A 6,243-nucleotide genomic window follows, 5' to 3' on the forward strand; every position below is an offset into this window, starting at 1 on the left:
GACTGAATATGTGCCTGTCCGCGTTCAACGTTTTTCTTTACACGCTTTTTTGTCACTTTTTTTGCAACTTTTTTAGCCATTTTAAACTAACCTACTTTCTCATTTCTGGGATTGAGCTCTAATATCATCCCTTTTTCACAGTTACGTTATTATTTCTTCTTGTTAGCCACCGTGCGCTTAGGACCTTTTCTTGTTCTGGCATTTGTCTTTGTCCTCTGTCCGCGGACAGGAAGTCCCTTACGATGACGGATACCCCGGTAGCAGCCGATCTCCTGAAGTCTCTTGATATTCAGGGCAATTTCCCTTCTCAGGTCGCCTTCTACCATAACGCCCAGCTTTTCGATAGCTTCACTGATTTTCTTGACTTCTTCGTCGGTTATATCCCTCACTCTGGTATCCGGATTTACTCCTGCCTCTGCCAACAGCTTGTTAGAGGTGGATCTTCCGATTCCATAGATGTAGGTCAAGCCGATTTCAATTCGTTTTTCTCTAGGTAAGTCAACACCTGCGATACGAGCCATTTACGTTTCCTCCATTTTCGTCGCGTTTTTGCGGCCTGCTCTTCTGCCGCACGCCGGCGCGCCATTTGGTCTGTTTGCAGCACGCCTGTTTCGTTACTAATTGATTGGGGCTTTCACCCAACCGGACACAATCCGATCTTTCCAGTCCTGCCTGTTTTTTCCCGATAAATCATCTATTGTGGCTATCTGGAACAAAACATTTCGTTCTGGTATCAAGAAGTAATCTCCCGTAAGCTCTATCCCAATTTATGATAATCGGCGCATAAAAAACGCGCCGGTTCAGCCGCACATAAAATCGGACAAGAACTCACATGCCTGACATTCCATCAAGCCGGTGATTATCCCTGTCTTTGTTTGTGTTTCGGATTTTCACAGATTACTCTGATGCGTCCTTTTCTCTTGATAATTTTGCATTTCTCGCAAATTGGTTTTACTGATGATCTAACCTTCACGTTAAACCCTCCTTTCAAAAAAGACCGTTTTGTATTATAACACAGGACTTCTGTGTTGACAAGACTTTTCTATTGATTTTTCAAGCATTTTTCCGATTTTCGGAGGCTTTTGAAAAGCTTTATTCCCATGCAGCTTACCGCCACAGCCGCAACACTCAAAATGCGGAAGGTAAATCTTGCATGCAGCGCTGAATGATGCTGTACAACAACAATCCATGCAAAGGGAATGCAGAAGATTACCGCATAGGGAATCACAATCTCCAAAGCCGCTCTCACAGACAGTTTCCGTGCGGCAAGGAAAAACAAAGCCAGGGCAACGAGAAGCAAAAGCCCGGCCGCCGCCGGATAAATCATCCACTTGTATTCCTGGAGATTTAAACCGATCACATAAAAACCGCCGTTCATCCTGGGCCTTCCGCCGATGGCTTCCGTCCTGCCGATAATGGACCATGCCGCATCCTTTATGGTTCCTGTATGGAGCGTAACATCTGCAATAATCCATTTGAGCGCCCACATGCCCACATAGCCGGTTCCCCAGCAGAAGCTGTATCCGATTACCTTCTGCAGTCCCTTCTTTATGGACTGTCTTTCTGCCAGCAGGAAATATGCACAGAGAGGAAATCCCAGCGTTACCACAGGATAGGTCAGAAAATCAAAATACGAGGTAAGGATACCAGTCAAAAGAAACAGCTCCGGATACCTTTTCCCCGCTTCTATTTTACTGTGGCAAAGCAGCATGATGAGCAGCACAGCCAGTGTAATGATCCAGCATACAGACATGGTCAGCGAACACAAAACCAGCACAGGCTTCATAAAAAGAAAGCCTATGAGCATAGCAGCGCCCACCCCCGGGGTTCCTCTCTTTATAGAAGCAAACAGCACGGCCCCCATAAGAAGCACCTGCAGGACAATCCCAAGCACTACAATCTGTGACCAGGAAAAAATCAGCAGGAGGGGCTTTAGGTAGATCAGATATCCATGCCAGTAACGGGAATATTCATGCAGATAAGACTGCTCCATCCCTTCCTCCGAAAGAAAGGCTTTCAGAGAAGCCTCCGGCGTCCAGACCTCCTCTTCTAAGTCTGTGTGATAAACCCACATAGCCTCTTCAAATACATTTTTCCCCGGTATTCTTTCGATAGCATTCTGCACCATGATGGCGTCCGTATAGGTCTCTTTTTCACTCCAGACATATTGGGCAAAGGCGTTGTCCGCCACCTCTTCCGGGTCCTTTATCATGCTGTCTGTGCTGACGGCCACATTCTCCCGCATACGCTCAACGGGCAGGCAGAATGCAAGCAACAAAAGCAGCGTGCCCAAAACCGCGCTCCCCAAAAGAAGCAGTGCCATACGTCCCATTTTTTTGATCATTTATTTATCTCTCCAGATGATGCGTCCCTTGGTCAGGTCGTAGGGTGACAGCTCCAGGGTCACCTTATCCCCCGGCAGAATGCGGATAAAGTTCTGGCGCAGTTTGCCGCTGATATGAGCAAGCACACGATGCCCGTTCTCCAGTTCCACCTGAAACATGGTGTTGGGCAGCTTTTCCACAACCGTTCCTTCAATTTCGATTACATCACTTTTAGACATACATTCCCTCCATTTTATTCCTTTTCTTTTTCATATTGCTTTATTGCATACTTGATCTTCTCATCAAGCATTGTTTCCCTTTTTTCCAGTCCGGCAAGCAGCTCTTCACCCACACGCCGGTTTACAATCTGTATATGCTTTTTCCGTTTTTTCTTGGGGGCGTCTGTCTTTTTCAGCCTCCCGTCGCACAGGTAAACATAGTCTTGCTCCTCTGCGACAATCACATAAAGCTTTCCTTTATCATGCCCCGCTTTTGAAAAGGCAAAATTACCTATCATTTTATATGCTCCTAATACAATGTAAGGATTTCAGGCTCGCCGTCCGTAATCAATACCGTGTTCTCATAATGTGCCGACCAGGAGCCGTCCTCCGTAACCACTGTCCAGTCATCATCAAGCCACTCCACATCCGGTCTTCCCATATTGATCATGGGTTCGATGGCCAGGGTCATGCCCGCCTGCAGCTTTATTCCCTTTCTCCTTTGAGCGAAATTCGGTATCTGAGGGTCTTCATGGAGCCGGGTTCCGATGCCATGGCCCACAAGGTCTCTCACAATCCCATAGCCGTAAGGTTTTATGGACGCATCAATGGCATTTGAAATATCATATAGATGATTTCCTGCCTTTGCCATTTTTATTCCGTCGAAAAAGCTCTGTCTCGTCCTTTCAATCAGAAGCCTAGCCTCTTCACTGATTTCCCCGACGCCGAAAGTCCGGGCCATATCTGAATGATATCCCTTGTAAATCAATCCCGCATCCAGGCTTACAATGTCACCCTCCTGCAGAATATGGTCTTTTCTGGGAATGCCGTGTACCACCTCGTCGTTCACCGACACACAGATGGAGGCCGGGTATCCGTTATAATGGAGGAAATTGGGAACACATCCATGGGCACGAATCAGCTTCTCGCCCAGCGCATCAATCTCATACGTGGACATTCCCGGTCTCACCGCTTCCTCCATATGATGAAATACATCTGCCAAAAGTCTGCAGGATTCCCGCATCAGCTCAATTTCCCGAGGGGACTTGATTGTAACAGCCATTCTATCTTACTTCCTTTCCTACAGCGGTTCAGGTTTGGGCCTAACCCAAAATCGCCTCTATGGCAGCAAATACCTCTTTGCTGTCCACCGTTCCATCAACTGTCTTTAAAACACCCTTGGCCCCGTAAAAGTCGATCAAGGGCTGGGTCTGCTCATGATAAACCTGCAGACGGTTCTGCACCGTTTCCGGCTTATCGTCATCCCGCAGGATCAGCTCTTTTCCACACTTGTCGCAGATGCCTTCCTCTCTGGGCGGTATATGCTCCACATGGTAGGTGGCCCCGCAGGATACGCAGGCGCGCCTCCCCGACATTCTCTTTACGATATTCTCGTCCGGCACCTCTACATTAATGGCATAATCTATCCCATCGCCCAGCTCTTCCAGCGCTTCATCCAAAACCTGAGCCTGCGGTATGGTCCTTGGAAATCCGTCCAGAACATAGCCGTCCGCACAGTCAGGCTGCGCCACCCTGTCTAAAAGAATCTTCACCGTCAGCTCGTCGGGCACGAGAAGTCCCTGGTCCATGTATTTTTTTGCCTCCATCCCAAGCGCAGTGCCGTTTTTAATATTGGCACGAAAAATATCTCCCGTGGAAACATGGGGAATCCCATATTTTTCTGCAATCATTTTTGCCTGGGTTCCTTTTCCGGCACCAGGTGCTCCCAACATGATAATCTTCATATGTCCTCCGTTCCGCCGCTTTCAGGGCGCAGCACAATCACATTAACACAACATTTATATTTTAACTTTTTTAAAAACACTTTGCAATATCTAATACAGAAAAAGTATCCGAATGATTTTCATCATCCGGATACTGCCTCTTAGTAATACGCAACCGGCAAACCGGTGCCACACATTCGTCAATCCTCCAAAAAGCCTTTGTAGTTGCGAACCAGCATCTGTGATTCGATCTGCTTCATGGTTTCCAGAATGACGCTCACGATAATAATAAGACTTGTTCCTCCAAAGGATACGCTTGCCCCGAACACGCCGTTGAAAAAGTACGGAATGACCGAAACAATAATCAGGCCTACTGCGCCGATGATTACAATATAATTCAAAACCTTGCTGAGATAATCGCTGGTGGGCTTGCCGGGCCTGATGCCTGGAATAAACCCTCCCTGCTTTTTCATATTATCGGCAATCATCAGAGGATTAAAGGTAATTGACGTATAGAAATATGCGAAGAACACAATCAGCACAATATATACCAGTAATCCAATGGAATAGATGGGCTGACTTGGAACGCACCAATTGCTGGAGTTTAACCCCTTTAGTATTTCGCCCCATACGCCTGTGCCCTGATATCCGATAAAGGAACAGATAATGATGGGCATCTGCATAATGGACGATGCAAAGATAATGGGAATCACACCGGAAGTATTTACCTTCAAGGGGATGTTGGAGGTCTGTCCGCCAACCATCTTCCGGCCCTGAACCTTCTTTGCATACTGAACGGGGATTTTGCGCACGCCGTCGTTTAAGATAATAACCAAAATCACCATGGCAATAATAATGGCAAAAATGATCACCACCGCCAAAATTGCGGTAGCCGGCGCTTTTCCATACACAAACTGTTCAAAAAGACGCGCCAGATCCTGGGGAAGCCTGGAGATAATATTGATTACCAGGACAATGGAAATTCCGTTTCCCACGCCTTTTTCCGTAATCCGCTCGCCGACCCACATCAAGAAAGCACTTCCTGCGGTAAGGGCGGCAACCGCAGTGATCACGTTAAGAGCATTATATTCCACCAGATATCCCTGTATGCCAAAGCCGATTACCATTGCTGTGGACTGGATCAGGGCAAGCACCACCGTCACATATCTTGTGATTGCGACGATCTTCTTTCTTCCGTCCTCTCCGTCACGCTGCATTTCCTCCAGCTTAGGGATAGCAATCGTCAAAAGCTGCATAATGATGGATGAAGTAATATAAGGACTGATACTCAACGCCAAAATAGAGAAGTTCTCAAAGGAACCTCCCGTTATGGCATCAAAAAAACTGAACGCATCACCTGTACGGGCAGCAAACCATGCCGCAAAGGCCTCTCTGTCCACTCCCGGCACAGGAAGTTGTGATCCAAAACGAATCACAACTAACATTGCCATGGTAAAAAAGATTTTCCGCCTTAATTCTTTGATCTTGAATGCGTTTTTCAGTGTTGTAAGCATTACATCACCTCTGCTGTTCCACCAAGAGCTTCTATTTTTTCCTTTGCAGACGCGCTGAACGCATTTGCTTTCACGTTAAGCTTTTTGGTAAGTTCTCCGTTTCCGAGTATCTTTACTCCATCTCTGGGGTTTTTTACCACACCAGCCTCAATTAATGTGTTTACGTCTACAGTCGCACCTTCTTCAAAACGCTCCAGCTCCGTCACATTGATGGCCACAATGTCCTTTGCGTTTCTATTGGTAAAGCCTCTCTTGGGGATACGTCTGTATAAAGGCATCTGGCCGCCTTCAAAGCCGGGTCTCGGAGCGCCGGAACGAGCCTTCTGGCCCTTGTGTCCCTTACCTGCGGTCTTTCCGTTTCCCGAACCATGTCCGCGTCCTCTTCTAAAATCATTGTGCTTGGAGCCTTCAGCGGGCCTTAAATTGGATAAATCCATATCTGCCACCTCCTTTTCCTTAAACC

9 protein-coding genes and 1 pseudogene are annotated in these 6,243 nt (G+C 47.1%); all 10 read right to left on the reverse strand.

Annotated elements, in window-relative coordinates; translation table 11 throughout:
• Positions 1–80: pseudogene (locus AC1WIP_RS09915) on the reverse strand (30S ribosomal protein S11); the annotation flags it as partial.
• A 69-nt stretch (positions 81–149) separates the two neighbouring features.
• A complete protein-coding gene (rpsM, locus tag AC1WIP_RS09920; protein WP_318710049.1) occupies positions 150–521 on the reverse strand; it encodes a 30S ribosomal protein S13 in 372 nt (123 codons plus the stop codon).
• A 338-nt stretch (positions 522–859) separates the two neighbouring features.
• Complete coding sequence (gene rpmJ, locus AC1WIP_RS09925; protein WP_031271335.1) at positions 860–973, reverse strand: 50S ribosomal protein L36; 114 nt, start codon at positions 971–973, stop codon at positions 860–862.
• 69 nt (positions 974–1,042) lie between these two features.
• Complete coding sequence (locus tag AC1WIP_RS09930) at positions 1,043–2,344, reverse strand: hypothetical protein (protein WP_481141682.1); 1,302 nt, start codon at positions 2,342–2,344, stop codon at positions 1,043–1,045.
• Complete coding sequence (infA, locus tag AC1WIP_RS09935; protein ID WP_120477986.1) at positions 2,345–2,563, reverse strand: translation initiation factor IF-1; 219 nt, start codon at positions 2,561–2,563, stop codon at positions 2,345–2,347.
• A gap of 14 nt (positions 2,564–2,577) precedes the next feature.
• A complete protein-coding gene (locus AC1WIP_RS09940; protein ID WP_481141683.1) occupies positions 2,578–2,841 on the reverse strand; it encodes a KOW domain-containing RNA-binding protein in 264 nt (87 codons plus the stop codon).
• A gap of 11 nt (positions 2,842–2,852) precedes the next feature.
• The gene (map, locus tag AC1WIP_RS09945; protein ID WP_318703334.1) at positions 2,853–3,605 is read right to left on the reverse strand and encodes a type I methionyl aminopeptidase; all 753 of its coding nucleotides are present in this window, start codon (positions 3,603–3,605) and stop codon (positions 2,853–2,855) included.
• Positions 3,606–3,645: 40 nt separating this feature from the next.
• Positions 3,646–4,287, reverse strand: a complete 642-nt coding sequence (locus AC1WIP_RS09950; RefSeq protein ID WP_481141684.1) for an adenylate kinase — start codon at positions 4,285–4,287, stop codon at positions 3,646–3,648.
• Positions 4,288–4,466: 179 nt separating this feature from the next.
• The gene (gene secY / locus AC1WIP_RS09955) at positions 4,467–5,780 is read right to left on the reverse strand and encodes a preprotein translocase subunit SecY (protein WP_481141685.1); all 1,314 of its coding nucleotides are present in this window, start codon (positions 5,778–5,780) and stop codon (positions 4,467–4,469) included.
• Positions 5,780–6,217 (reverse strand): 50S ribosomal protein L15, encoded by a 438-nt coding sequence (gene rplO, locus AC1WIP_RS09960; RefSeq protein WP_318710051.1) that lies wholly within the window; start codon positions 6,215–6,217, stop codon positions 5,780–5,782. Before rplO ends, secY begins: the two co-directional genes overlap by 1 nt.
• Positions 6,218–6,243 lie beyond the last annotated feature (26 nt).

The sequence above is a fragment of the Acetatifactor sp. genome, assembly GCF_982438285.1.

What these genes read in the sequence shown, in the direction of transcription:
- rpsM (WP_318710049.1), bottom strand. Translation starts at nt 521, where the DNA reads ATGGCTCGTATCGCAGGTGTTGACTTACCTAGAGAAAAACGAATTGAA.
- AC1WIP_RS09930 (WP_481141682.1), bottom strand. Translation starts at nt 2,344, where the DNA reads ATGATCAAAAAAATGGGACGTATGGCACTGCTTCTTTTGGGGAGCGCG.
- infA (WP_120477986.1), bottom strand. Translation starts at nt 2,563, where the DNA reads ATGTCTAAAAGTGATGTAATCGAAATTGAAGGAACGGTTGTGGAAAAG.
- AC1WIP_RS09940 (WP_481141683.1), bottom strand. Translation starts at nt 2,841, where the DNA reads ATGATAGGTAATTTTGCCTTTTCAAAAGCGGGGCATGATAAAGGAAAG.
- map (WP_318703334.1), bottom strand. Translation starts at nt 3,605, where the DNA reads ATGGCTGTTACAATCAAGTCCCCTCGGGAAATTGAGCTGATGCGGGAA.
- AC1WIP_RS09950 (WP_481141684.1), bottom strand. Translation starts at nt 4,287, where the DNA reads ATGAAGATTATCATGTTGGGAGCACCTGGTGCCGGAAAAGGAACCCAG.
- secY (WP_481141685.1), bottom strand. Translation starts at nt 5,780, where the DNA reads ATGCTTACAACACTGAAAAACGCATTCAAGATCAAAGAATTAAGGCGG.
- rplO (WP_318710051.1), bottom strand. Translation starts at nt 6,217, where the DNA reads ATGGATTTATCCAATTTAAGGCCCGCTGAAGGCTCCAAGCACAATGAT.